The sequence below is a fragment of the Halomonas sp. ISL-56 genome (assembly GCF_018612805.1).
Classification (GTDB): Bacteria; Pseudomonadota; Gammaproteobacteria; order Pseudomonadales; family Halomonadaceae; genus Vreelandella.
In genome coordinates this window covers 265,183-288,998 of sequence record NZ_JAGGRO010000005.1, presented here as the reverse complement: position 1 = coordinate 288,998, position 23,816 = coordinate 265,183, and the positions used below count along the sequence as shown (strand labels likewise).

19 protein-coding genes and 1 pseudogene are annotated in these 23,816 nt (G+C 55.9%); 14 read left to right on the top strand and 6 right to left on the bottom strand.

Going from position 1 to position 23,816, the window contains the following annotated elements; all coding sequences use genetic code 11:
- Window positions 1-28: 28 nt before the first annotated feature.
- Window positions 29-631: pseudogene (locus tag J7J49_RS04915) on the top strand (arginase family protein); the annotation flags it as partial.
- The gene (locus J7J49_RS04910) at window positions 628-1,584 is read left to right on the top strand and encodes a branched-chain amino acid transaminase (RefSeq protein WP_215090668.1); all 957 of its coding nucleotides are present in this window, start codon (window positions 628-630) and stop codon (window positions 1,582-1,584) included. The pseudogene J7J49_RS04915 and the gene J7J49_RS04910, both read left to right, overlap by 4 nt.
- On the opposite strand, the gene J7J49_RS04905 is transcribed toward J7J49_RS04910, so the two are convergent.
- The 6 genes from J7J49_RS04905 to J7J49_RS04880 form a co-directional block, all read right to left on the bottom strand.
- Window positions 1,581-2,684 carry a pyridoxal phosphate-dependent aminotransferase gene (locus J7J49_RS04905; RefSeq protein WP_215090666.1) on the bottom strand — a complete coding sequence of 368 codons (1,104 nt, stop codon included), beginning with the start codon at window positions 2,682-2,684 and terminating at the stop codon, window positions 1,581-1,583. The two genes, J7J49_RS04910 and J7J49_RS04905, sit on opposite strands and share 4 nt — an antisense overlap.
- Before the next feature lie 41 nt (window positions 2,685-2,725).
- Entirely contained in the window at window positions 2,726-4,108 is a 1,383-nt protein-coding gene (locus tag J7J49_RS04900; protein ID WP_215090664.1) for an FAD-binding oxidoreductase, read from the bottom strand.
- A 64-nt stretch (window positions 4,109-4,172) separates the two neighbouring features.
- The gene (locus J7J49_RS04895) at window positions 4,173-5,804 is read right to left on the bottom strand and encodes an ABC transporter ATP-binding protein (RefSeq protein WP_215090661.1); all 1,632 of its coding nucleotides are present in this window, start codon (window positions 5,802-5,804) and stop codon (window positions 4,173-4,175) included.
- 27 nt (window positions 5,805-5,831) lie between these two features.
- Window positions 5,832-6,665, bottom strand: a complete 834-nt coding sequence (locus J7J49_RS04890; protein WP_007111564.1) for an ABC transporter permease — start codon at window positions 6,663-6,665, stop codon at window positions 5,832-5,834.
- Window positions 6,662-7,642, bottom strand: coding sequence for an ABC transporter permease (locus J7J49_RS04885; RefSeq protein ID WP_064235845.1), 981 nt, complete (start codon window positions 7,640-7,642; stop codon window positions 6,662-6,664). Before J7J49_RS04885 ends, J7J49_RS04890 begins: the two co-directional genes overlap by 4 nt.
- Window positions 7,643-7,749: 107 nt before the next feature.
- The gene (locus J7J49_RS04880) at window positions 7,750-9,306 is read right to left on the bottom strand and encodes an ABC transporter substrate-binding protein (protein WP_215090659.1); all 1,557 of its coding nucleotides are present in this window, start codon (window positions 9,304-9,306) and stop codon (window positions 7,750-7,752) included.
- Window positions 9,307-9,559: 253 nt separating this feature from the next.
- Here J7J49_RS04880 and J7J49_RS04875 point away from each other — a divergent pair, with 253 nt between their 5' ends.
- The 12 genes from J7J49_RS04875 to J7J49_RS04820 all read left to right on the top strand — a co-directional run bounded on the left by J7J49_RS04875 (window position 9,560) and on the right by J7J49_RS04820 (window position 23,795).
- Window positions 9,560-10,270 (top strand): GntR family transcriptional regulator, encoded by a 711-nt coding sequence (locus J7J49_RS04875; RefSeq protein ID WP_215090657.1) that lies wholly within the window; start codon window positions 9,560-9,562, stop codon window positions 10,268-10,270.
- Window positions 10,248-11,270, top strand: a complete 1,023-nt coding sequence (locus J7J49_RS04870; protein ID WP_215090655.1) for a histone deacetylase family protein — start codon at window positions 10,248-10,250, stop codon at window positions 11,268-11,270. The genes J7J49_RS04875 and J7J49_RS04870 overlap by 23 nt, the downstream gene beginning before the upstream one ends.
- A 100-nt stretch (window positions 11,271-11,370) precedes the next feature.
- Complete coding sequence (locus J7J49_RS04865) at window positions 11,371-15,036, top strand: ATP-binding protein (protein WP_215090653.1); 3,666 nt, start codon at window positions 11,371-11,373, stop codon at window positions 15,034-15,036.
- Window positions 15,033-15,668 carry a hypothetical protein gene (locus tag J7J49_RS04860; protein WP_215090651.1) on the top strand — a complete coding sequence of 212 codons (636 nt, stop codon included), beginning with the start codon at window positions 15,033-15,035 and terminating at the stop codon, window positions 15,666-15,668. Before J7J49_RS04865 ends, J7J49_RS04860 begins: the two co-directional genes overlap by 4 nt.
- Entirely contained in the window at window positions 15,665-16,918 is a 1,254-nt protein-coding gene (locus tag J7J49_RS04855) for a hypothetical protein (RefSeq protein ID WP_215090649.1), read from the top strand. The genes J7J49_RS04860 and J7J49_RS04855 overlap by 4 nt, the downstream gene beginning before the upstream one ends.
- Window positions 16,915-17,784: a DUF7281 domain-containing protein gene (locus J7J49_RS04850; protein WP_215090648.1), complete on the top strand. Its 870-nt coding sequence runs from the start codon at window positions 16,915-16,917 to the stop codon at window positions 17,782-17,784. Before J7J49_RS04855 ends, J7J49_RS04850 begins: the two co-directional genes overlap by 4 nt.
- A gap of 183 nt (window positions 17,785-17,967) precedes the next feature.
- On the top strand, window positions 17,968-20,073 hold the full coding sequence (locus J7J49_RS04845; RefSeq protein ID WP_215090646.1) for a type I restriction enzyme HsdR N-terminal domain-containing protein: 2,106 nt from the start codon (window positions 17,968-17,970) through the stop codon (window positions 20,071-20,073).
- 125 nt (window positions 20,074-20,198) lie between these two features.
- Window positions 20,199-20,924 (top strand): MBL fold metallo-hydrolase, encoded by a 726-nt coding sequence (locus J7J49_RS04840; protein WP_251048146.1) that lies wholly within the window; start codon window positions 20,199-20,201, stop codon window positions 20,922-20,924.
- 167 nt (window positions 20,925-21,091) lie between these two features.
- A complete protein-coding gene (locus J7J49_RS04835; RefSeq protein ID WP_251048155.1) occupies window positions 21,092-21,973 on the top strand; it encodes an arginase family protein in 882 nt (293 codons plus the stop codon).
- A gap of 168 nt (window positions 21,974-22,141) precedes the next feature.
- Complete coding sequence (locus J7J49_RS04830) at window positions 22,142-22,420, top strand: type II toxin-antitoxin system RelE/ParE family toxin (protein WP_215090642.1); 279 nt, start codon at window positions 22,142-22,144, stop codon at window positions 22,418-22,420.
- Complete coding sequence (locus J7J49_RS04825; protein ID WP_022520037.1) at window positions 22,420-22,713, top strand: HigA family addiction module antitoxin; 294 nt, start codon at window positions 22,420-22,422, stop codon at window positions 22,711-22,713. The genes J7J49_RS04830 and J7J49_RS04825 overlap by 1 nt, the downstream gene beginning before the upstream one ends.
- Before the next feature lie 122 nt (window positions 22,714-22,835).
- Window positions 22,836-23,795, top strand: a complete 960-nt coding sequence (locus J7J49_RS04820) for a ribonuclease Z (protein ID WP_215090640.1) — start codon at window positions 22,836-22,838, stop codon at window positions 23,793-23,795.
- Window positions 23,796-23,816: the final 21 nt, after the last annotated feature.

The following is a 23,816-nucleotide window of genomic DNA, read 5'->3' as shown; positions in this document are numbered from 1 at the left end:
TTTAATCCTTTGTTATCAATGGTTTGCAGACAAGGTATACAATCTAGATTGGGACGTTCATCACGGCAACGGTCATCAGGCGGCGTTTTATGGCGAGCCGGATGTGTTGACTATATCGATTCATCAGGCGGCCAACTATCCGCTGGAAACCGGCGGCTTTGACGAGCAGGGCGAAGGCGCAGGCCTGGGTGCCAACCTTAACTTACCTCTGCCGCCGGGGTGTGGCCTGGGGGCTTACGCCTACGCCATGGAAAGACTCGTGCTGCCTGCGCTGGAAACCTTCAACCCCGAACTCATCGTCGTGGCCTGTGGTTACGATGCCTGTGCCAAAGATCCATTAGGCAAAATGTTGCTCAATAGCCAGGCGTTCGCCACCATGACCGCCCAACTGAAAGCGCTGGCCGAGCGCTGCTGTGAAGGCAAGCTGGTATTTATTCACGAAGGCGGCTATTCGGAAGGCTATGTGCCGCTCTGCGGCCACGCAGTGATCCAAACCCTGGCGGGCAGTGCGATTAGCGTGCCCGACCCGCAAAACGATGAAATTGCCGCCTGGGGCTATCAGGCCCTGCAACCACACCAGCAAGCCTTAATCGATGACTGGTGCCTACAGTGGGAGCAACGCAAACAATGACACCGCTTTATGATCGCGATGGCTGGATTTGGCAGGATGGTGAGTGGCGCGCGTGGCGCGACGCCAAGGTGCATGTGTTGTCCCATACATTGCACTACGGCATGGGCTGTTTCGAGGGCGTACGCGCCTACGCAGGCCCCAGCGGCACGCATCTTTTTCGTGCTGCCGAGCACACCCGCCGGTTGGCGGAGAGCGCCCATTCGCTGGATATGCCGCTGCCGTTTAGCGAAGCGGAACTGATAGAAGCCCAGCGCCAGTGCCTGGCGAAAAACAACCTGAATAGCGCCTACCTTAAGCCCACGGTGTTTTTCGGCGCGGAAGGCATGGGGTTGCGTGCTCAGGGGTTAACCACCCATGTCATGGTGGCCGCTTGGGATTTGGGCCCCTATATTTCGCCCCAGGCCGCGACCCATGGCCTGCGTGCGCTAACGTCATCCTGGGCACGCCACCATGTCAATATTAGCCTGTGTCGGGCGAAAACCAACGGCCACTACGTTAACTCGATATTGGCACTGAACACGGCGATCAAAGCCGGGTTCGATGAAACCATCATGCTCGACCCGGAAGGCTATGTGGCCGAGGCCTCGGCGGCCAACGTCTTTTTACTCCGCGATGGCGTGCTGCACACCCCGGAAGTGACCTCCTGCCTGCAAGGCATCACTCGGGACAGTGTGATTCAGCTGGCGCAAAAGGTACTGGGCATCGAAGTGCGCGAGCGGCGGATTACCCGCGACGAGCTGTATACAGCCGACGAGGCGTTCTTAACCGGCACCGCCGCTGAGATACTGCCGCTGAGGGAGTTAGATGGTCGCCATATCGGCACCCGCGCGGGTGCGCCGCCTGTCAATGAGCCGATCAGCCCAGATAGCGTGACGGCTCAACTGCAGGGCTTATATCGCCAAGCAGTGCGGGGTGAGTTGGATGACTTCCATCACTGGCTAACGTCAGCTTAAGCCTTAATCGCATTCTCTAACGCCGCCAATCGTCCAGGCTTGAGCGCGGCTTGCACGGCGGTAATACGAATCACATTGGCCAGCTCAGGGTGTGCGAGTCGAGCGACTAACACGCCTTCGGCGAGGAGCTGCTGGTGCACCTCGGCAGCGAGTTCGGCGCTGGGTAGGCGAATGCCGATAAAGTTGGTGGCGCTGGGTAACACATCGGCCCCTAGGGCGCGAAAGTGCGCTGCCAATTGCTCACGGCGGGCTTTTACATCGGCGACGTGCTGATTCACCTCATCTGTATGATCGAGCACCACTTCGGCGGCGGCCAGGGTCAGCGACGATACCGCGTAGTGAATCCGCACCTTCATCATCATCGCCAGTACGTCTGGGTCGGCAATCGCGTAGCCAATGCGCAGCCCCGCCAAGCCGTGGGCTTTAGAGAGCGTGCGCAGGCGAATCACTCCCGGTATGGCTTTAGCGGCGAACTCGCTGTTGGCGTCGTCGCGGAAGTCTCCGTACGCCTCGTCTAACAGCAGCCAGCAAGTGTCGGGCAGCGCTTCGCGCAGCTTGAGGATGGCGCTGTCGCTATGTAAATGGCCGCTGGGGTTATCCGGATTAGCCAGATAGACCAAGCGGGCGTTTTCCTGATGGGCCGCCGCTGCTAAGGCTTCCATATCAGGCGCCAGCACGCCGGGCGCTTCAAAATAGCTGGGCTCCACCAAACGACAGCCTTGGCCTTTGGCAAAATAGCCCAAGGTGGGATAGGTGCCTGCGGTACTCACTACGGTTTCGCCAGGTTCGCAGGTGGTGCGAAGGGCCAGGGCGATTAAACTATCGGCACCGGCATCTACCAGCAGCGTTTCCAGCGCAATACCTTGCTGAGCACTCAAGCGTTGGCGAACACCGAGCGCTTCAGAATCGCCGTAGCAGTAAACGTGTTCAGCCAGCGCATCGCCAAAATGCTCGCGCAGGGCGCGGTGGGGCATGTCCAGGCCTTCGTTAGAACCCAGCCGATGGGGAATCTCTTTGCCAAGTCGGCGCTCCAGCACCTTAATGCCCGGAAACGGATTAACAGGGCCTTCACTGAGTAAGTGGTTGGGGTAGCGGGGCATGGTGATTCCTAACAATGCAGTGAATGTTTAACTTAAAGCGTTTATGAAAGTACTTTACCGGGGTTGAGCAGATTAAGCGGATCGAGGGCCTGCTTGAGCGTATGCATTAGCTCGATCTCGGCGCTTGAGCGGCAGGTACTTAGCCAGGGGCGCTTTTCTAAACCAATACCATGCTCTGCAGAGACCGAGCCGCCCAGAACACGAAGTGGCTCGTAGACCATGGCTTCCACTTCGCGGCGCACCTCGGGTTCAGCGCTGCCCGCACTGACGGAAATATGCAGGTTGCCGTCGCCCAGGTGGCCAAACACTACCATGCGTGCATTGGCCCAACGCTGGGTTAGCTGTGCTTCTAAGGCATCGGTATAGCGCTGCATATCGGCAATCGGCAGGCTGACATCGAAAGTGAGCACCGGCGCGAGGCCTTTGACCAAGCCTTCAATATCTTCTCGAATGGCCCATAGTCCGTCGCGCTGGGTGCTGGATTGGGCAATCACCGCATCGACAATCAACTCTTTCTCTAACGCGCTTTCTAATGCTTCGCTGAACTGGTTAGCATTGCGCTCGGCGTCGCTGCCCAGGGACTCAATGATCACATAAAACGGATGCTCGGTGGCAATCGGCGGGGTGTGGCGACCCAGGGTTTCGGTGAGTAGGCGGTAGTGGTTTTGCCACATCACTTCAAAGGCGCCCAGGCTGCCGCCAAGCGCTTTACCCATATGGCTAAGCAGCCCGGTGAGCGCCTCAAACGAAGGGCAGGCCACCATCGCCGTTTGCTCGCTGGGAGTAGGCGGTTGCAGGCGCAGCACCGCCCGGGTGACAATGCCCAGGGTGCCCTCGCTGCCGATAAACAGCTGTTTTAAATCGAAACCGGCGTTGTTCTTCAGCATACGGTTCATGGAGCTGACCACGCGGCCATCGGCCATGACGGCTTCTAACCCTAAGACTTGCTGGCGCATCATGCCGTAGCGTATGACCCGAACGCCCCCGGCGTTGGTGGCGATATTGCCGCCAATGGTGCAACTGCCCCGGGCGCCCAGATCCAGCGGAAACTGCAGGCCGACCTCTTTAGCCGCCTCTTGAACCCGCTGCAGCGGTGCCCCGGCCTGCACGGTAAGCGTACCGCCCACCTGATCAATCTCTTCAATCGCCGTCATCCGCTCAAGAGAGATTACCAGCTCCGCAGGGCTTGCTTCCGCGCCGTGCACTAGGCCGGTTAAACCGCCGTGGGTCACCACCGGTTGCTGAGCGTCGTGACAAGCCTTCATTACTGAAGCCACTTGCTCGGTGTTGGCGGGGCGTACAATGGCGCCAGCCTGGCAGGGCGCGCCGGTCATCCAATCGACGCTACGGTTACTGACATCGTCGCCCGTTAATACGTGGGTCGGGCCGACTATGGCGCGCAGCGTCTCCAGGGTTATGTGCATGTGTGTTCCTTAACGTGTCTTGTCCATTCGGTAAACTAGCTTTTGAAAAACCTGCTTTGCAAACTTATGCAGTTGCCGCCACGGGCGCTTCGCGGCCGGGAATCGCCTTGAGCAAGTCTTGGGTATACGCCTCTTTTGGGGCGAGGAAAATCTGCTCGGCGCTGCCTTGCTCGACAATACGGCCATACTGCATCACCACAATACGGTCGCAAATTTGCGCAGCGACGCGTAGGTCGTGAGTGATAAATAGCAGCGATAGGGAGAGCCGCTGTTTTAGCTCCTCCAACAGTTCCAGTACCTGGGCTTGAATCGATACATCCAGCGCTGACACGGCTTCGTCCGCCACGATCAGCTCAGGGTTAAGCGCTAGCGCCCTGGCAATGCCGATACGCTGACGCTGACCACCGGAAAATTCGTGGGGGAAGCGCTCCACGGCGCTGGCGCCCAAGCCAACCATATCTAAAAGCTCGCCCGCCTGTTTGAGCGCCGCGGCTTTGGATGTGCCGTTGGCAATCGGCCCCTGGGCAATCGCCATACCCACCTTGGTGCGTGGGTTAAGTGAGGCGTAGGGGTCTTGAAAGATCATCTGCACCCGGTGGCGCTCACGGCGCAGCGCATCGCCTTTAAGCTGAGAAAGGTTGATACCATCCAGCAGCAGCTCGCCGCTGTCTGGGTGCTCCAAACGCACCACGCAACGGCCGAGCGTCGATTTTCCTGAACCGGATTCGCCCACAATCCCCACGGTTTCGCCGCGGGCGAGGGTGAGCGAGACATCTTCCAGTGCGCGAACCTCGCGGGAGGGTTTAAGCCAGCCGCCACGGGAGCGAAAGATTTTATTAAGCTGTTTGATTTCCAGCAGCGGCGCCACCTGGCTGGTCTCGCGGTGAGGCGGCACCGCATTGCTGGGGATGGCGGCAATCAGCGCTTGGGTATAGGCATCTTGAGGGTTTTCAAGCACCGATTTGGCGTCACCCAGTTCGACAATTTTGCCGTGGCGCATCACGCAGACGCGGTTAGCCACTTCAGCCACGACGCCAAAGTCGTGGGTGATAAACATCACTGACATACCGCGCCGCTGCTGTAGATCGCGAATCAACTCAAGAATCTGCGCCTGGGTAGTCACATCCAGCGCCGTGGTAGGCTCGTCGGCAATCAGCAGGATGGGTTCCAGCGCCAATGCCATGGCGATCATAACCCGCTGGCGCTGGCCGCCGGAAAGCTCGAAAGGGTAGGCGCGAATGGCCTTTTCCGGCTGGGGAATACCCACTTCAATCAACAGCTCCAGGGCGCGGGCCTGACGCTCTTTGGCATTGAACTGGCCGTGAGCCTCGAACACTTCGGCAATTTGCGCACCAACCCGCATCAGTGGATTGAGGGCGGTCATCGGCTCCTGAAATATCATGCCGATTTTTAGCCCACGCAGGGCGCGGTGCTGCTTCTCGGTCATGGCAAGCAGGTTCTGCCCTTCAAACAGCACCTCGCCCTGGGTGGCGCGCACGCCCTTGGGCAGCAGCCCCATCACGGCGTTGGCAGCCATTGACTTGCCCGAGCCCGACTCGCCCACCACGCACATGATCTCCCCGCGCTTAACGTCATAGCTAACGTCTTCCACCGCCAGGGCACGATCCGCCCCTTTGGGCAGCGCAATATGAAGGTCGCGAATGCTAAGCACGGTTTCTGTTGATGCTTCATTCATAACAAGCTCTCCAGCCATAACAAACGCCTAGCGCTCGCGTGAAAGTTTGGGGTTAAGCGCATCATCTAGTCCTTCACCGACGAGATTCAGCGCCAGTACCGTCAGCAGAATCGCCACCCCGGGGAAGAAGCTCAGCCACCACGCCTGACGAATTACCGTGCGCGCCGCGCCAATCATATAACCCCAGGACATCACGTTGGGGTCGCCCAAGCCCAGAAACGACAGCGCCGATTCCAGCAGAATGGCGGTCGCGACCATTAACGAGGCCAGCACGATAATCGGCGACAGGGTATTGGGCAGAATCTGGCGCAGAATAATCGTGGTGTTGGACTGGCCGACCAAGCGCGCGGCTTCGACATACTCGCGGTTACGCAGCGACATAAACTCGGCGCGTACCAAGCGGGCCACCGGCGGCCAACTGACAATCGCAATCGCCAACACAATCGAGCTGATGCTGGGCTGCATGATGGCCACCAGCACGATTGCCAGCGCGAAGTTGGGAATGGTCTGAAAGAACTCGGTAAAGCGCATCAGGAGGTCGTCAATCCACCCGCCGTAGTAACCGGCAATGGCACCCAGCGGTACGCCAATCAGCAGCGCCACACTGGTGGATACCAGCCCAATCAGCAGCGACACCCAAGCACCGTGCATAAGGCCGGATGCCACGTTGCGGCCCATGGTGTCGGTGCCCAGCGGAAAGCCATCCTGTGAAAGCGGCGGTAAGAAAGGCCGCTGCACCATCCTCCAAGGTGATTCAGGGAACAGCAGCGGTGCGAGTATCGCCATGGCGATAATTACCAGCAGGATAATCAGCCCCACCAGGGCGCCACGGTTTTGCGCGAAGCGTGCGAAAAAGCTCATGCGGCCCCCTTCTTGATGCGTGGATCAGCCAGGCTGTAGACCAAGTCGGTGATGATGTTGAAGACGATAACCAGCGCCGCCGAGAAGAAGAAAATTCCCAGCAGCAGGTTATAGTCGCGCTGCTCAAGGGCTTCGAACATCAACCGCCCGATGCCGGGCCAGGCAAACACGGTTTCGGTCAGGATCGCCCCGCCGACCATCTGCCCCGCCTGTAGGCCAGCAAGAGTAATAATGGGTAGAAGTGCGTTACGCAGCACATGGCGGCGCTGAATAATGCTGGGTTTCAAACCTTTGGCGCGGGCGGTTTTAACGTAATCCTGCTGGGCGGCATCGAGCATGGAGGTGCGCGTCATGCGGGTGTAAATCGCCATAAAGAACAGCGCCAAGGTGGTTGCCGGTAGCACTAAGTGCTTGGCAATATCGAGCACCAGGGCAAACCCTGTATGGCCTGCACCCACGGTGTAAAGGCCGTAGGCGGGTAGCCAGCCTAGATACACCGAAAACACCACTACCGACATCAGCGCGACCCAGAACAGCGGCGTAGCGTAGAACACCAGCGCTAGCGCCATAATCAGCGAGCCGGAGGGTTTCTTGACCCGCGCCGCGGCCATAGAACCCGCCACAATGCCCAGTACCAGCGAAAGCACAAAGGCGGTGCCGGTGAGCAGCAGGGTGGCGGGTAGACGCGCCATAATCAGATCAAATACTGGTACGCCCAAGCGATAGGAGTAGCCAAAATCGAGCATCGCAATGCCCGACACATAGCGCCACAGCTGCACGTACATCGGCTGATCAAGGCCGAAGCGCTCGCGCAGCTGATTAAGAAATTCCTGGTCAGCGGCGCCCGCTTGTCCCGCCAGAATGGCGGCCGGATCGCCGGGGGCCAATTGAATCAGCAGGAAATTAAAAATAACGATTAAAAACAGCACAATCACGGCTTTAAACAGCCGCATAAGTATTAGGCGAGCGTAGACCATAGACACCTTCCTGACGGGCACTTTCCTGACAGATACTTTCCTGACGGATACCTTCATGACATGGCTAAAACACCCAGGCAGCTCGCGCTGCCTGGGTATACTTGGGTTTAGCGGTCTAGCCAAGCATCCTTAAAGCCGTCGTTAACCCCCACGCCGGAGGTGACCAGATTTTTCACATCACAGCGGTAAAGGGTCGGGAAGCCAAGCTCCATTAGCCAGCCAACGGGCACATCTTCGTGCAGGATTTCTTGCACTTCGCGGTAAAGCTTTTCGCGCTCTGCGTCGGGGAAGGCGGTCGCTGCTTCGTTAAACAGCTCGTCAACGCGCTCGTTTTCGTAGCCTTCGACGTTATTCCAGGGCGAGCCCTTGGCAATGTTGTCGGAAAGGTAAGTGCGTGAAATACCCAGAGCCGGGTCGCCGTACTGGAACAGGTAGGTAAAGGCGAGATCGTAGTCCCAGTCACCCAGGCGCTGGTTCCAGCCGCCCACATCGGTGGCTTGAGTGCTGACGTTAATGCCTACTTCACGTAGGTTTTGCTGCACGGCTTCGGCCCAGCGCGTCCAGGTTTCGCCATAGGGCAGCGGTAGAATGGTGATCTCTTCTCCGTCGTAGCCCATTTCTTCAAGCAGCTCGCGGGCACGATCCGGGTTGTGGTCGTAGGGTTCCAGGTCATCGTTTTGGAAACGGGCATTAGAGCCAAAGGCAGAGAGCGGCACGTTGCCCAGGCCATTCCACAGCACATCTTTGGCAAACTCGCGATCCATGGCGTACATCACTGCCTGGCGGAAGCGTTTGTCGGCGGTGGGGCCTTCGCGGTTATTCATCCACAGCATGGCGAAGGGGCTGAAGTACTCGTGGCCTTCTTCGGTCATGCAGACGTTATCCATCGCTGCTAAGCGGGGAATGTCGAAGTTCTCGACGGTGCCGCTGGGCAGCACATCAATGGTTTCATTTTCGAACGAGACTGCGCGGGAAGCGCCGTCAGGAATGATGTGCCAGTTAACGCCGTCGAGGTAGGGCAGGCCCTCTTCGTAGTAATCGTCGTTTTTAACCAGCTCGATAACGGTACCGCGCTCCCAGTTGGCAAACTTAAACGGGCCGGTGCCAATCGGGTGGTCATTGTGCTCGTTATCGCGGAAATCAGTGCCTGCGTATAAGTGCTCAGGCACCATGGTGAAGGTGCCCGCTTCAAAAGAGAGCAGGAACGGGCCGAAAGGCTGAGTGAGGGTAAACACCACGGTGTGGTCATCGGTGGCTTCAATGCTTTCTACATGTTGCAGGACTGCCCTGGCGCTAGGATTCAGCTCGCGATGAAACACATCCGCAGAGAACACCACGTCGTCGGCGGTGAAAGGTTCGCCGTCGTGCCAAGTCACGCCCTCACGCAGGTGGAAGGTGTAGGTGCGACCATCCTCACTGACGTCCCAGGATTCCGCTAGCTGGGGCATGGGTTCAAGGTCGGTGGTGTAGCGCAGTAGGCCTTCGTAGATATTACCTGCCACGGTACGGGTAGGCGCGTTTTGAACCATGCCCAGCACCAGGCCGGGGGGCTCGGGCTGGATAATGGTATTAACCGTTCCTCCCGACTTGGGGTCATCGGCCAGAGCGGCGGTGGCAAAAGCGAGTGCTGCAGCGGAAATAGCCAAAGCTAAAGGTGTCTTCATGTTTCCTGCTCCTCGTTTATTAGGATAAAGCCTTGCACGTAATAAATTTACGCAGTCGTTAGGCGAGCGAGGCATGGCGTGTCAGGCCCTGTTGTGATGATTGTTGGAGGCCTTTAGAAGCTAGCACTTAAAAGCCAGCTCTTAAAAAAATAGCAGCATGCGGTAAAACTGTCGACAGTCGGCAATCGTTCGTCGACAAGTAAGCATTTTTCGTCATACTGGAAAGAACATGTCATACCCATGAGTGAATGCGATGGCCTTACCAACGGCGGCTCCCAGGGCCTTTATCCAACAGCAAAACCTGGTCGAGCAAGTGGCTGACTATTTGACCCAAGCGATTATTCAGCAACACTTTTTACCCGGTGAACGGCTTTCTGAAGTGCAACTTTCCAGAGACTTGGGCGTGAGCCGCGCGCCGGTGCGTGAGGCCGCGCGTTTGCTTGAAAGCCGCGGCTTATTAATTTCAAAACCTCGCCGGGGCTTCTTTGTTCGCGCGTTGAATGCCGTTGAACTCGAAGATGTCTTTGATTTGCGGCTGTGCCTTGAGCGCCATGCGATTCACCGCTTGGCTGAGCGCTATACGCCTGAGGCTAAGCGCGCGCTGGAGCAGCAGGTGGATGTGCTGTGTGAGGCAGCAGAAGGCAACGATGGCACTCGCCGCATTGAGGAAGATCTGCAGTTTCATCGTTTGATACTGCACCACGCAGGCAATGAGCGGCTGCTGCGCGCCTTTGATGACCTGACTCACGAGCTGCGCCTGTGCATCACCCTAATTACCAAAACCCATGAAGCCCCCGACACTATTGCGACCAGCCACTTCAAATTGCTCGACGCGCTAGATAGCGGCAGCCCTGACGCCTGCCTTGAGGCGATCGACTACCATATCGGTGTTGCTCGTAAATTTGTGGTCAAGGGCGTGGGCGAAACTGGAGATCATAGCGATGAAGACGTTCTTCCACGCTGATCAACTGCTTCATCAGCCGCAAACCTATTTCTCCCGGGGCAAAATGCGCACCCCCCAGGAAGTGCCCGAGCGTGCCACGCATATTCTGGCCGCAGCCAAGCGGCTGGGGTTTGATGTTCAAGCACCCGAGGATTATGGGGTAGCGCCGTTAAGGGCGGTGCATTCGCTGGCCTATCTGCGCTTTCTGGAGAGCGCCCATCGGCGCTGGCATGCCCTTGGTGAAGATTGGGGTGAAGAGGTCATCTCCAATATTTTTGTGCGTTCGCCCAATGCCTTGCACGGCATATTGGCGGAAGCAGGCCGCTATCTGGCCGATGGTAGCGCTCCCGTGGGGCAGGATACCTGGCAGTCTGCTTATTGGTCGGCGCAAAGTGCGGTCGCCGGCGCTGAGGCTTTGCTGGCGGGCGATCGGTTTGCCTATGCGCTATCGCGCCCGCCGGGCCACCACGCGGGTATCGATTCCGCCGGTGGTTTCTGTTTCCTTAACAACGCCGCCATTGCCGCGCAGCACCTTAAAACCCGCTACCCGCGCATCGTCGTACTCGACCCCGATATGCACCATGGCCAGGGCATTCAGGAGATTTTCTACCAGCGCGACGATGTGCTGTATATCTCAATCCACGGCGATACCACCAACTTTTATCCGGCGGTAACCGGCTTTGAAAACGAGCGTGGGCAGGGCGCAGGGCTGGGCTATAACCTCAACCTGCCGATGCCTCATGGGTCAGAGGAGTCGGTGTTCTTCGACCGCCTGGAACAAGCCTGCCAGGCCATTCGCCTGTTTGAGCCTGACGCCATCGTGCTGGCGCTTGGGTTTGATATCTACGAGCGCGACCCCCAAGCCAAGGTGGCCGTTTCAACCGCGGGGTTTGGTGAACTGGGCCGCACGGTCGCGGGCCTGAACGTACCCACGCTGGTAGTGCAGGAAGGCGGGTACTACCTGGAAGGGCTGGAAGCCAATGCGGTGAGTTTTTTTGAGGGGTTGCTCGCTAAGAGTTAATCAGTAAGACAAGCCATCAAAGTGTCTGGCAAAATGGCTGCTTTCAGCGATCAGCAAACGATCCGGATCGCCCTTGAAATCGTCATTGAAAGGACACGGCATGGCCCACCTGCTACGCATCGTGATGATTCACGGCCACCTGGAAGGGGTGGTCGAACTGAGTGTGGACGGTCACACCAATATTTGCGGCACCAACGCCTCCGGTAAAACCACGCTTCAGCGGCTGGTGCCGGTGTTTTACGGCGAGCTACCCAACAAGGTCGTGCCCAAAACGCGCATGAAGTTTGATGCGTTTTACCTGCCCAACCGCAACAGCTACCTGGTGTACGAATACCGCCGCGAAGCGGGCAACATCTGCCAGGCGGTGCTGACCCGTAAAGCGGAAGGCGGAGTGGAATACCGCTTTGTTGGCGGGCCTTACCAGCCGGAAGATTACCTGGTGGAGAGCGAGGCGGGCGTGGCCGCGCTGGACTACACCCAGTGGGCCAGCGGCCTGCGCCGCAGCGGCACGCCAGTGTCGCCCAAGCTGGGGGCTACCTCTGAATTTCGCTCGGTGATTCAAAACGACTTTACCCAGCTCCACGGCAACAGCCGCGACGGCCTCAAACTGCGCCAGATCGCCGCGCAGTTCAGCCTGGTCAAGCCCGAGCGGCGCATCCGTCATATCGAAAAGCTGGTCTCGGCGGTACACGCCAAAGAGGGCAAGATGGACACCCTCAAAACCATGCTGGCGGCGATTTTTGAAGAGGACGGCGTCGAACTGCCGGTGACGCGGATTCGCAACACCAAGGCGCGGGAGTGGATTGCCCAGATGCGCCAATCCATGCGTCTGGAACCGCTGCAGGCATCGCTGGCCCGGCTGGGCGGGATTGACCGCGAACTGGCCGATCTTGACGCCACACTCTGGCAGCTCAAGCCCCAGCTCGAAGATGACCGCCAGCGCGCCGAGCGGCAAATGGCCGATCTAGATGCCGAACTGGCCCACCACCAGCGCGAATTCCAACAGCGGGAGAGCGACTACGGTGAGGCCCGGGACGCGCTAAACGACCGCCACAGCGAAGTGGTCAGCGATCTGCAGCAGACCCAGCGCCGCTTGAACGACTTGCAAGCCCAGTACGAGCGATATTCTGATGCAGACATGCCCGCCCTGGAACGGGATATCAATGCGCTGCCCCAGTGGCGCGAACAGCGCGACCAACTGCAAAAGCACCTGAACGTGATGCAGGATGCCGTCAAAGAGAGCCAAGCGCGACTCGACGGTCGCCTGCGCGAATTGTCTGAAGCGCTGGCCCGCCAGACCGGCGAGGCCCAGGAGCTGATCGATGCCCTGGTCGAAGAGAAAGCTCTGCGTCGTGAACAGCAATGGGAAGCCGAGCAGCAGCTCAATGAGCGCTACCAGCAGGAGCGCCAACGCCTTGAAGGCGAGTATCAGGCCCAGCTGGAACTGGGCGTTGAGCAGCTCGCCGAACTCAAAGCGCAGCTCTCGCTATCCACCCAAACCGCCGAAGAAGCTGCTGATGCAGAACTTGCCCAGGCGCGCCTGGATCAAGCCCAGCAAGAGCGTAACGCATCGGCGGCCACCCTGGATGGTCTGCGACGGGAGTTTGAGAGCTGCCGCCGCGCCCGCGATGACGCCGAACAGCAGCTGGTGCAGCTTCGCCAGCAGCTTGAACGCGCCGAGCAGCGCTGTTACGCGCTCTATCAGCAGCGCGACCCCGAACAGGGCAGCCTGCGCCACTTCCTGCGCTACCACCGCCCCGGTTGGGAGCAGCAGCTAGGCAAGGTAATTGCCCCGGAGCTGCTGGAGCGCCGCGATCTCGCCCCGCAGCTGGCCGAAGGCGCCAGCGATGATCTGTTTGGGCTGGCGCTGGATCTCTCCGCCATCGCCCTGCCGGATTACGCCCAGGACGAAGCCACCCTGCTGGCCGCCATTGAAGAAGCAGATAGCGCCAAGCGCCGCGTGCATTCAGAGTGCCAAGCTGCCGAGAAAGCGCTCAAGCAGCACAACGAGCGCGTGCAGCAGGCCGATGAAGCCCAGGATCAGGGCCGTATGGCCCACAAGCGCGCCGAGCAGGAGGTGGAGTTTGCGATAGAAGCGCGCCGCCAGCAGCAGGAGCGTCACGCCAAGCGCCAGCAGGAGCGCCGCGCCGCCCATCAGGCCGCGTTAGCCAGCCAGGAGCAGGCGCAAAAAGAGCTGCGCGAAGAGAAGCAGCAGGCCCTCGCCGCCCTTAGCGAGACCCATCAAAGCCAACTGCTAGAGCTAAAAGCCGACGGTCAGAGCCAGGTCGATAGCCTGGATGCCCAACTGCGTCAGTATAAGCAGCAGCTAAGCGACGCCAACGCCGAGCACCAGCGCCAGCGGGAGGAGCTGGAAGAAGCCTTTAGCCAGGAGCTGGCCGAGCAGGGCGTCGACCCCGCCAAGCTCAAAGATACCAAGGCGCGTCTGGCCAGCCAGGACGAACGCATCCGCGTCACCGCCGCCCGTCAGGATGAGCTCACCGAGTACACCCGCTTTATGCGCGTGGAGTGGGGCCAGCATAAACCGCAGCTGGTCGCCCAAGAGGCTGAACTGGAGCAGGCGGAACAGAAGCTGCAGCGCGATAAAGAGCATCTAAAAAATGACTTCCAGGCGGCGCGCAAAACCCACCAAAGCGCGGTCAGCACGCTGAAAACCCAGCGGGAGAGCGAACACGCCTGCCTGGAAGCCTTGAAGCCACTGCTCACCCAGTTGGAAACGCTGGCCATCGAACCCGACGGCCAAGCCCCCAGCGCGCCCCTGGGCGATGTGGACGAGCGCATCGAGCGCGCCCGCCAGGCCCTGGGCAATCGCCACCAGCAGATCGAACAGCTGCGCCGTGGCTGCCTTGAAGTCGAAAGCCAGCTGATCAAGGACGCCAGCAGCGGCTTCGCCGAAGCGCTGGAGAGCGAACGCGGCAAGCTGCAAAGCGACAACCCACGCCTACAGCTGCCGCTATTGCGCGACATGCTCAAACTGCTCGAAGACCAACAGCAACAGCTGATTCAGGAAGGCCGCAACCTTAGCGACGACCTGGATAAATTCTTTACCGTGTTCCGCGATCTGAACCGCCGCATCAGCGCCCAGAGCCGTCGGCTTTCGGAAGAGGTCGCCGATGACCTGCGCCTGGAAGGCATCAGCAAGGCCGAAGTGCGTATCCAGTCCACCATCGATGAGCTGGGCTTCTGGGAGCCGCTGAAGCTGTTTGCCCAACGCTACAAAGAGTGGCGGGAATCCGGCCAGACGCTGCCCAGCGACGACTACTTAAACACCCTGGCGGACGTGGTCGACTTGCTGCGCAGCGACCAGCAGTACAGCTTCGAAAGCCTGCTGCGCCTGGAGCTGCACCTCAACGAAGGCGGCACCGATCTGGTAATCAAAAACGACCGTCAGCTGCTGGAATCTTCCAGCCACGGCATGGCCTACCTGATTCTGTGCAAATTCCTGCTGGCGTTTACCCGCCTACTGCGCGGCGACGCGGAAATCGCCATCCACTGGCCGATTGATGAGATCGGTACCCTGGCTTACCACAACGTCGAAAAGCTGTTCGACGCCTGCGACAGCAACCGCATTCATATCGTCGGCGCCTTCCCCAACCCGGAATCCGACGTACTGCTGCTGTTCGCCAACCGCTACCTGATCGACCGCGATGAGGCCAACCCCAATAAGCGGGTGCTAAAACGCATTGAGCCGCGGCTAAGCCGCCTGGCCGAACGACTCCAGGAACGTCAGCAGGAGGTGACAGCATGATCGAACACGGCCCACTGCTTGAGCGCCTGTTGGCGGGGGAGTTTATCTGCCCCATCAGCGATGAAAGCGGCTATCGGCACCTCAGCGATGAAGAGACCCGAGAGTCGATTGACGTCTATCTGCGCCCCCTGAATCGCCGCCTAGCCAGCAATGAAGACGGCAGCGTCTACTTTCTGGCCTGGCGGCAGCTTAATGACAGCGCCCGGGATCAGCTCTCGCGCCAGCTGGGCGATACGCTCAACAGCCTGCTGCCGCTGCTGGAGTGGCTGCAGCTGGTTCAGGAAGCGTTAGGCCGCGACACCCTGGCCGCCCCCGGCGACGTGCTCAAACCGGCGGAATTCAGCGCCAAGTGCGAAGACAACCAAAGCCTGCGCGAGCGCCTGGAGCGCCTGGCCACCGACAGCTTTTTCGGCTCGCAAAGTGATCAGCTGGATGCCCAGGTAAAACAGGTCTTCAAGCGCCTGAAGGAGCATGGCTACCTGCTCCAACCACACTCAGAGCGGCAGGTGTTTGTGGTCACCGGCAAGATCGATTACCTGGTGGACTTGGTGCGCTTTATCCGCGATGAAGAGAACCTGCCCATCGACGCCGACAAAGAGGAGGGCTCCGGCGCCCAGGAGGCCCTGTTGTGAACAAGAGCGTGAACAGCAGTGGGAATGAGCTGGAAAGCCGCCTGCTGAAAACCGGCAGCGAACGGCTGGCGCTGCTGGGCAAGCATTCTGAAGCGCTGATGCAGGCCTACACTCGCGATGAAGTGCCGCTGGAATCGCTCAGCGATAGCGCCCTGCGCAAGCTGCTGGCGGCGCGTATTTTATGGCGACCGGACGAGCAGAGCGGCGTGAAGCTGGCGCCCAAGGTGCGCGAACTGATTGCCGAAATGCTCGCCGACGAGACCCGCCGCCACGTCAACGCCGACGTAGCGGAAACCCTGGAGCTGATTCGCGCCCTGGTGCACAGCTACCGGGAAGCGCGCAGCCGCGGCGAGCACTGGCGGCTGGAGCAGCAATTGATGCGCCTGCGTCAGGAGATCGACGACCTGAACGGGCGCTTCGCCGATGCCATCGATAGCCTGTGGCAGCGGCTCAATAGCGACTTCGGCTTCGTCAGCCAGCTCAACGACAAGATCCGCGAAAACGACCGCGCTCAGAAGCAGATCGCCCGCCTGCTGGATGGCCTGGCGCTAATCGACTTCGACGAACTGATCGAGCTGGTGGGCAGCGACGGCAGCCTGCGCAAGCTATTGATCAGCCAGCTTCAACAGCAGTTGAGCAACCACTACACCGGCCTGCGCGAAGTGCAGCGGCGCTTGATCGAACTGATGGCGCGCTTTCGTAAGCAGCAGGCCCGCAGCCGCCTGATGAGCGGCATGGCCGCCTTTATGCGCGAACACCCCGGCTTTGTACCCGGCAACTACGCCCGCCGCAGCGAGGTGCCCACGCTAGTGAACCAAGCCGCCCCACTAAGTGCCGCTGCCGCCCCGGCGCTGGATCGCAACCTTGATAGCCAAGTACTCGCCGAACTGCTCCACCAGCTTCCCCAGCCGCGCCACACCACGCAAACCGTAGAAGCCGCAGCCCCTGCTCAAGCACAAGAGAGCAGCCTGGCCGCCGCCCGCCAGCAGGCGCTCAAGCAAGATGTAGAGCACTTCTATTTAAGCGTAATCGATCAACCCCAGGCAGAGCCGGTCAGCGCCCTTGAATACCTGCGCGCGAGCCCGCTGGAATGGCCGGATGAGATCTGGCTCTTCCAGGTGATTTCCGAATACCAGGGCCTGCCGCGCAGCGATCAGAAGGCATTTCGACTCAAACAGCAGGAGAGCCAGGCCAGCCGCTTTAACCACCTGCGGCTGATCCACGACGTTGAACTGCAGCTAGCCGTATGAACCTACCCGGTCGTGCCCGCAATGGGCTCAACGGCGTCGCCCGCGAACTGCTCCGCCAGCCCACGGTAGAAAAGCCCCGTCGCCAGTGGGTAGACGACGTGGTGGCCTGGTGCCACCAGCACGATATTGACCTAGCCACGCGCATCAACGGCAAAACGCTACGTTTTGACGCCGCCCTGCTGGCGCAAATTGATGACGTGTTAGAAAGCGCCCGAATAGCCCCGCTAGGCCGCTCCCTCAGCGGCCTGACCAGTACCGCCCAGGCGAAAGAGGGCGTAGAAGAAGACAAAGCAATCCGCGAAAGCCCCCGCGCAAGGCGGGTACTCGTCAGCTTTCCGCCGCAGCTAATAACAGGGCTTGCCAACGAGCCGCGCGCCATTCGCGATGTGGATGTACACACGCTAAAACTGAGCGCGTTTGGCGCCTTGATTCAGGTCGAAAACCTGGACAGCTTCTATGAGTTTTCGCCGGATATTGCAGCGCTAAGCGGCTACCTAAACCCGCTGGTCGTCTACCGCGGCGACAGCCACTACGGCGGCGGCTTTGCGTTACTGGCCGAGGCGTGGCGCAAAACCCATCGACCGCATATTTACGCTGGTGATTTTGATGTAAAAGGCGTTACGCTAGCGCTTGATAGCTGCGCTACCCATTTGCTTCTGCCCAGTATTGAATGGCTTACTCAACACGCCACACCATTGCACGTGCCTGCTGAACAGTTTCCTTATCAGCGGCGGCTGCGTAAACACCTTGCTGCGCTGCCATCAGTTCATCCATTGCGCGACTACCTGACACTATTACTGGAAAAGCAGCACGGGCTCAAGCAGCAGTGGTTTGGTGGTGGGGTGGGGTGTCTGGCGCTAGGGTAATAGTTAAGATAACAAAATGCGCAGGTACACGAATTTTGATTCTATCGACAATATTTTCTTTGCCTCGCAGTGAATCAATAGGTTAGAGTCGAACAAAGTGGCTATATAACTGTTGTACGAGAGCCGCTCATGCGGAAAGTAATTGATTTTTCAATGTCTTAATTTAATTGTGAGAGAGATTTTATGACTCTTGATATAAGAGGTGGGCTGAAAAATACAAGTATTAGTTCAAATATATACGTAGTTGTAGAAGAGATGATTTCTAACGCAATTGATTCATATCTTATTAGAAAAAGTAGAGTCAAAAATGTCCCTGATCTATTAATTGAATTGAATGTCGATTTTTTTTCAGTGTCTTTGTTAGAAGATGATAGATATGATTTAAAAATTTCATGTGTTGATAACGGAGCGGGATTTGGAGAAGAGCAAATTCGAGCTTTTGTTACAAAAGACTCTACTTATAAAGATTATCTAAATATTCAAGGCATTGGAAAGTGTAAAGGAGCTGGAAGAATACAGTACTTTCATTTCTTTAAGAATTTTGAAATAGATAGTGTTTTTGAACAACAAGGAAAGCTTAAACGGCGCACTCTAAGTACGGATGAAAATGTGCATGAAATAACTGAAGCTAGTTTTAATACTGAGGATTCAGTTGAAGGTTTTTTGAGTACACGAGTTTCTGTTAGTTCTTTGAAAAAGTTTTTTTATAATAAAGGTGTTACATATCAAAACGTAAAAGCCGATTTTTCAGTTGATGCTTTATATCGTTATTTGTATATCACGTTTATGCAAAGATTTATCATAATCAAAGAGATTTCTGGTGACTTCAAAATCAAAATAGTTACTACGGAAGGGGATGAATCCGAACAAAAAGAAATCCTTTCGGAAGACTTGCCAATGCCTATTTCTGTTAAAACGATTCCTCTATCGTGCTCCCATGGGCGAGAAGTTGCAGATAGTAGTGTCGATTTAAAAATTACCAGATATTCACTCCCATATGCATCTTTTAAAGATACTGAACACGAAGTCGCGCTGTGCGCGAACTCTGCATTAGTAAAATCAATAACTAACTATTATCTTAGGAATAGTCAGGATAGGCGCCGTCCAATAAATGATAGTTTTGAGCTTCTGCTTGTAGAAAGTGATTTTCTAGAAGATAAGGTGAATGAGCAAAGAGATGGTTTTAATGTTTCGCTGGAGTGTTCTGTTAATAACGATTTCGATAATTATTTTTCCATGCAAGATGTGGTTGAGTCGTTAGAAGATTATGTTTTTGGTATTTTAACTCCTGCTGACTTTGATAGGGAAGAGCTGATTGCTTCTACGGAGATTAAGTTTGGAATTTCTCGTTCAATGTTAGAACAAGCGAAAGTAAAAGTTCATTATAGTGATACTGAGCAAAATATTGCTAAACGTGTACTGAGAAAATATCAGGATGAAATTGTAAGTGAAACATCAAAAATATTCGACCTTAAACAAGAATTGTTGAAGCTGGATCCAAGAACACAAGATTTTAGAGAGAAGGTGAATAATCTTTCTTGGATGTATACATCAACAATTAAAAAGATGGATATGGCGAATCTTTCGCAACTTGTTGTTCGAAGAACCTCAATGCTTGAAGTTCTTAAGCTAGCTGTTGATTCGATGCTTATTTGCCAGAATGATAGAGGTGGTAGAAAAGAAAATGAGAGAATGATTCATAATGTTTTTTTTCCATCAGGTAAAAGTAGCGAAGACTCCATTGATCATGATATTTGGATTTTAAATGAAGAATACCATTACTTTGAGCATATAGCTTCAGATAAGCCATTGGCGTCTATACCTTGGAATGAAAATGAACACCTGTTTGAAGGTGATATAGATAAACAGCTAGAAGAGTTGTTTGCGAAAAATAATGAAGATCATAGCCTTAAAAGGCCTGATATTGCGATTTTTAACCAGGAAGGTTCAGCAATAATTATTGAATTTAAAGCGCCAAAGGTTCCAATTCAAGAGCATATCTCAGATCTTGCGCAATATGCTCGACTTATTTCTGCAAAATCAAACGGGCGTATAAAAAAGATATATGGTTACTTAATAGGCGATACAATGGATGAGTCAAGAATGCCCTTGAACTACACAAGATTTCCCAGTGGGTTAGGTTATTTTAGTACGGATCCAATAGTAGATCCAGTAACAAGAATTCAGTATGGAGAGCTATATTCTGAGGTTCTTTTTTACAAACAATTTATTGATAGAGCTGAGAGTAGGCTTAAAATTTATAAAGAAAAGCTGAATATAAGTGTTTAGTTTGGAGTAAAGTGTGCACTTGTGAAATTGCAGTGATTACTTTTTAAGTGTTATCTAAAGTGCTAAAATTGTTGTTATAGTAAAAGTGCAATGGATAGGTAGCGGGCATACTGGCGAGTGCGGGAATGGGTGGCCGGAAAGCGCCGCTGACCATTGTGGCACCCGCAGGCATCAAGGTATGGCTGGAGGCCACCTGTGAGGCTACGCAGCTATGCTTGCCCTTCGCCTTGGAATTTATCGCCTCGGAAGACCTGCCCAGTGTTGAGTTTGAGAACATGGCGGTGGCTACGTTCGCGCTTTCGCACCGGGTGGCGTCCTACGCTTATGGATTTACGGAGCGAAAGGTCGACGCTGATTTAAATATTAAAAAGCTGACCCAAAAGGGCATTCCGAGAGGGCCGTTGTGGGGGCAGTTGAAGCAAGGGTTTGATGTTGAGTTTGCGGGCGAGCAGTTAAAAAGCCAGGACTTCTTAATCTTCAAAAACAAGCCCAGGAAAATAGTGATCGCTGGGGACAATGACCAGCCTGACTTGTTGAAGGATGCTTGCGCAGGGGCACAGGTGCTGGTGCATGAAGCCACCTACACCGAAGAGATGGCCCAAAAGGCCGGTGATGTGGGGCATAGCTACGCCAAACTTGTCGCCGAATTTGCCGAATCGGTGCAGCTTCCCAACTTGGTGCTGACGCACTTTAGCCCCCGTTACCAGCTCAACCCCCATGCGGCGCCTTCCATCGAAGATATCCGCAAAGAAGCCCAGAGCGTCTATTCGGGCTCGCTTTACCTGGCGCAGGATTTTGGCGAATACAACGTGGATAAATCGGGCCGCTTTTCTGAACTGGCGGGCGAATAGCCGATTTCATCCCGCCGTTCCTTGAGTGCTTGCAGCGCAGGTCAGTCGCGGCAAGAGCCTTCACCCGACTTTTTTAACACCTTCTTCAAACCAACACCGCTTCGCGATGGGGCATAATTTAGGCGGCAGCCTTCGAACTGGGAGCTCTGGTGACTGAACAAAACATTATGATCCTCGACGCACCCTCTAATCTTGGCTTGCGTCCCCCGGAGAATGGTGCCGTACCTGGTTGCTATAAGCTGCCTTGGGCACTCCGGGATCGTGGATTGCTAAAGGCAATAGGCGCTGAAGATGGCGGTGGTCTGGTACCCCCGCGATATCGTTCACAATGGGCACTAGGTGACGGAGACCGTAATGCTGAAGGGATTGCTAGCTATTCAGTTCTGTTGGCGAACCGCCTTCAATCCATTTTGAAATCGCATTCCAAAATCTTAGTGTTGGGAGGCGATTGCAGTATTCTTCTTGGAACCATGCTGGCCTTGAAGCGCCGCGGTCGTTATGGGCTGGTCTTTTTGGACGCTCACGGTGATTTTCGGCATCCAGAAAACGCGCCGGAAATTGAGACGGCGGCAGGAGAAGACCTCGCCATAGTGACCGGGCATGGAGATGCGCGCCTGATTAATCTTGATGGATTGGGGCCCTATGTACGTCATGAAGACGTACACGTTGTTGGTGTGCGCCCAAGCGACGAATATCTTGATGAGCTTGCAGCCAGTCAAATCAGCATTACCACAAGCCATGAAGTCGTGGAGCGTGGCGTAGAGGTGGTTGATAGCGTATTGGAGACGACGACTGCGTATACCGATGGCTTTTGGATACATCTCGATCTAGATGTAGTTGACTCTTCGGAAATGCCGGCCGTTGATTGCCCAGAACCTGAGGGGCCGCCGTTTGCATTGATCACCGCGCTCTTAAAGAAACTCCTCTCATCACCCAAATGCGTTGGCATGGAGGTCACCATCTATGACCCCGATCTTGATCCTACCGGAGCGTGCGCTGATCGGATTGTGGCCTGTCTAATTGAAGCCTTTTCGGCGGTTAACGCTTGATGGCAGAAGACGCAAGTCTCTGGATTCAAACGCTATCCTGCGTCGTAGTCATTGCTCTGCCTACTTACAGTGCGTATTTTGTGTTCAGAGTCTTTGGTTCTGAAAAGGATAAATCAATCATTATGAAACCTGGTTGTTGCTTGATGCGCAACAGGCTATAGTTTCCTCATGATTAAGTCATTTCGTCACAAAGGACTGAAAAGGTTCTACTCGTCTGGCAGCACCGCTGGCATACAGATAGATCATGCCAAGAAGTTGCGCATGCAGCTTGCTGCTCTGGATACGGCTATTTCAGTGGAAGACATGGATATTCCCGGATTTCGGCTTCACCCATTGAATGGGAAAGACAAAGGGCGATGGTCGATTTGGATCAACGGAAATTGGCGCATGACGTTCGAATTTCGGGATGGCAACGCCTACATTCTTGATTATGAGGATTATCACTGATGACAATGCATAACCCACCGCATCCCGGCGAATTTATCCGAGAGGTTTACCTAGCACCCTTTGGTATCAGCTCCCGTCAGCTTGCTTCCAGTTTGGGCGTTTCACCCTCAACGCTTTCGCGGTTACTTAAAGGGGATAGCGGTATCAGCCCCGAAATGTCTCTGCGTTTGTCGAAGGTTCTCGGGCGCACCCCAGAGAGCTGGCTGGCCATGCAAGATATGTATGACCTATGGATGGCTCGCAGCACAATTAATTTAGACGATCTTCAGCCATTGGATTTTGAAGCCGCTTAACGATAGCTACGGTTGTCGTTGGCCATCCTGTCGTAAAAAAACTGAGCAACCCAACTTATTGGAAATCTGTGTGGCGTCAGCAGCCTAGCTTCAGGTTTCTAAAGAGAAAGCACGGACGCGATATGAATTTACTCTTCCTCGGCACCTCCGCCGGTGTACCCACCAAATCAAGAAACGTCTCCGGCGTCGCTTTGCGCGAGAGCAAAGGCAAGGGCTGGTTCCTGATTGATTGCGGTGAGGGCACCCAGCATCAGGTCTTGCACACGAAGCTTTCGTTCCATTCATTGAAAGCCATCTTGATTACTCACGTGCACGGCGACCACTGCTATGGACTGCCGGGCATATTGGCGAGTGCGGGAATGGGTGGACGGAAAGCGCCGCTTACCATTGTCGCGCCCGCAGGCATCAAAACCTGGTTGGAGGCCACCTGCGAAGCCATGCAGCTAGACTTACCCTTTGCTTTGGAGTTTATCGCCTCGGACGATCTGCCCAGCGTTGAGTTTGAGAACATGGCGGTTGCAACGTTCAGGCTTTCACACCGAGTGGCGTCCTACGCCTATGGGTTTACAGAGCGAAAGGTCGACGCTGATTTAAACATTGAAAAGCTGACCCAAAAGGGCATTCCGAGAGGGCCGTTGTGGGGGCAGTTGAAGCAAGGATTTGATGTTGAGTTCGCGGGTGAGCGGTTCAAAAGCCGTGACTACTTAATCTTCAAGAACAAGCCCAGGAAAGTAGTGATCGCTGGGGACAATGACCAGCCGGACTTGTTGATGGCAGCGTGCGACGGGGCACAGGTGCTGGTGCATGAAGCCACCTACACCGAAGAGATGGCCCAGAAGGCCGGTGATGTCGGGCATAGCTACGGCAAGCTGGTCGCCGTGTTTGCCGAATCGGTACAGCTACCCAATCTGGTGCTGACGCACTTTAGCCCCCGCTACCAGCTCAACCCCCATGCGTCGCCCTCCATCGAAGATATCCGCAAAGAAGCCGAGAACGCCTATTCGGGCTCGCTTTACCTGGCGCGGGATTTTAGCGAATACACTCTGGATAAAGCGGGCCGCTTTTCTGAACTGGCGGGCTAATAGCCGATTTCATTCCGCCGT

Coding starts and splice junctions, on each gene's coding strand:
- J7J49_RS04825 (WP_022520037.1), top strand. CDS start 22,420: ATGACAATGCATAACCCACCGCATCCCGGCGAATTTATCCGAGAGGTT.
- J7J49_RS04830 (WP_215090642.1), top strand. CDS start 22,142: ATGATTAAGTCATTTCGTCACAAAGGACTGAAAAGGTTCTACTCGTCT.
- J7J49_RS04865 (WP_215090653.1), top strand. CDS start 11,371: ATGGCCCACCTGCTACGCATCGTGATGATTCACGGCCACCTGGAAGGG.
- J7J49_RS04835 (WP_251048155.1), top strand. CDS start 21,092: ATGATCCTCGACGCACCCTCTAATCTTGGCTTGCGTCCCCCGGAGAAT.
- J7J49_RS04900 (WP_215090664.1), bottom strand. CDS start 4,108: ATGCACATAACCCTGGAGACGCTGCGCGCCATAGTCGGCCCGACCCAC.
- J7J49_RS04890 (WP_007111564.1), bottom strand. CDS start 6,665: ATGAGCTTTTTCGCACGCTTCGCGCAAAACCGTGGCGCCCTGGTGGGG.
- J7J49_RS04860 (WP_215090651.1), top strand. CDS start 15,033: ATGATCGAACACGGCCCACTGCTTGAGCGCCTGTTGGCGGGGGAGTTT.
- J7J49_RS04905 (WP_215090666.1), bottom strand. CDS start 2,684: ATGCCCCGCTACCCCAACCACTTACTCAGTGAAGGCCCTGTTAATCCG.
- J7J49_RS04895 (WP_215090661.1), bottom strand. CDS start 5,804: ATGAATGAAGCATCAACAGAAACCGTGCTTAGCATTCGCGACCTTCAT.
- J7J49_RS04845 (WP_215090646.1), top strand. CDS start 17,968: ATGACTCTTGATATAAGAGGTGGGCTGAAAAATACAAGTATTAGTTCA.
- J7J49_RS04885 (WP_064235845.1), bottom strand. CDS start 7,642: ATGGTCTACGCTCGCCTAATACTTATGCGGCTGTTTAAAGCCGTGATT.
- J7J49_RS04910 (WP_215090668.1), top strand. CDS start 628: ATGACACCGCTTTATGATCGCGATGGCTGGATTTGGCAGGATGGTGAG.
- J7J49_RS04870 (WP_215090655.1), top strand. CDS start 10,248: ATGAAGACGTTCTTCCACGCTGATCAACTGCTTCATCAGCCGCAAACC.
- J7J49_RS04820 (WP_215090640.1), top strand. CDS start 22,836: ATGAATTTACTCTTCCTCGGCACCTCCGCCGGTGTACCCACCAAATCA.
- J7J49_RS04875 (WP_215090657.1), top strand. CDS start 9,560: ATGGCCTTACCAACGGCGGCTCCCAGGGCCTTTATCCAACAGCAAAAC.
- J7J49_RS04850 (WP_215090648.1), top strand. CDS start 16,915: ATGAACCTACCCGGTCGTGCCCGCAATGGGCTCAACGGCGTCGCCCGC.
- J7J49_RS04840 (WP_251048146.1), top strand. CDS start 20,199: ATGGGTGGCCGGAAAGCGCCGCTGACCATTGTGGCACCCGCAGGCATC.
- J7J49_RS04880 (WP_215090659.1), bottom strand. CDS start 9,306: ATGAAGACACCTTTAGCTTTGGCTATTTCCGCTGCAGCACTCGCTTTT.